Origin of the sequence: Pseudoalteromonas sp. HM-SA03 (genome assembly GCF_002289345.1) — a bacterium.
Taxonomy (GTDB): Bacteria; Pseudomonadota; Gammaproteobacteria; order Enterobacterales; family Alteromonadaceae; genus Pseudoalteromonas.
The window spans coordinates 1-519 of record NZ_NSDG01000185.1 but is presented as its reverse complement, the minus strand read 5'-3'; the positions used below and the strand labels follow the sequence as shown (position 1 = coordinate 519).

1 protein-coding gene and 1 pseudogene are annotated in these 519 nt (G+C 41.4%); both read right to left on the bottom strand.

Annotated elements, in window-relative coordinates; genetic code table 11:
* The coding region (locus CKO50_RS24310) for a hypothetical protein (protein WP_217989666.1) at positions 1 to 181 on the bottom strand (181 nt) is incomplete at its 3' end.
* A 20-nt stretch (positions 182 to 201) separates the two neighbouring features.
* Positions 202 to 519 (bottom strand): annotated as a pseudogene (locus CKO50_RS24185) (hypothetical protein); the annotation flags it as partial.

Here is a 519-nt window from a genome sequence, read left to right as displayed (position 1 = left end):
AAAACCGTTTAAACCCCCCTTCATCTAACACTAAGTGAAATCGCCACATTTCCCGCTGGATCGTTTGAAAAATCTTTCCATCAGTTTCATCATTAAGTAAGGCTACTCCCTTTTCTTTCGGCCCCATAAGGTACAGTATATTACACTCTTTAAAAAAACCATTATATCGTGTAGTTCTCATACTAATATCATCACCAGCTTTTACATTGGTTTTGCCGTAAATAATTGCATGGCGATTAGTAAGAACTCACGCTTCAAACCTTCACCCTCTCCTTTTTTACCATCTGGTTTCCAGTGCTTCCACGGCTCTTTCATCTCCGGCAGTGGCTTTTTAGGAAACTCCTCATTAAGCTCGTAGATTGGTTCATATATTTTATTCGCTATCTCTAACTGCTGTTCGAGTGACATCTCGCTCCAATAGCTCGGAGGTCTTCCTATCGCTTTATCATGCTCCGCTGTAACTGGATCTAGATGCCTAAACCCCTCATATTCTGGCGACTCAGGGAGTGGTTTACTTTT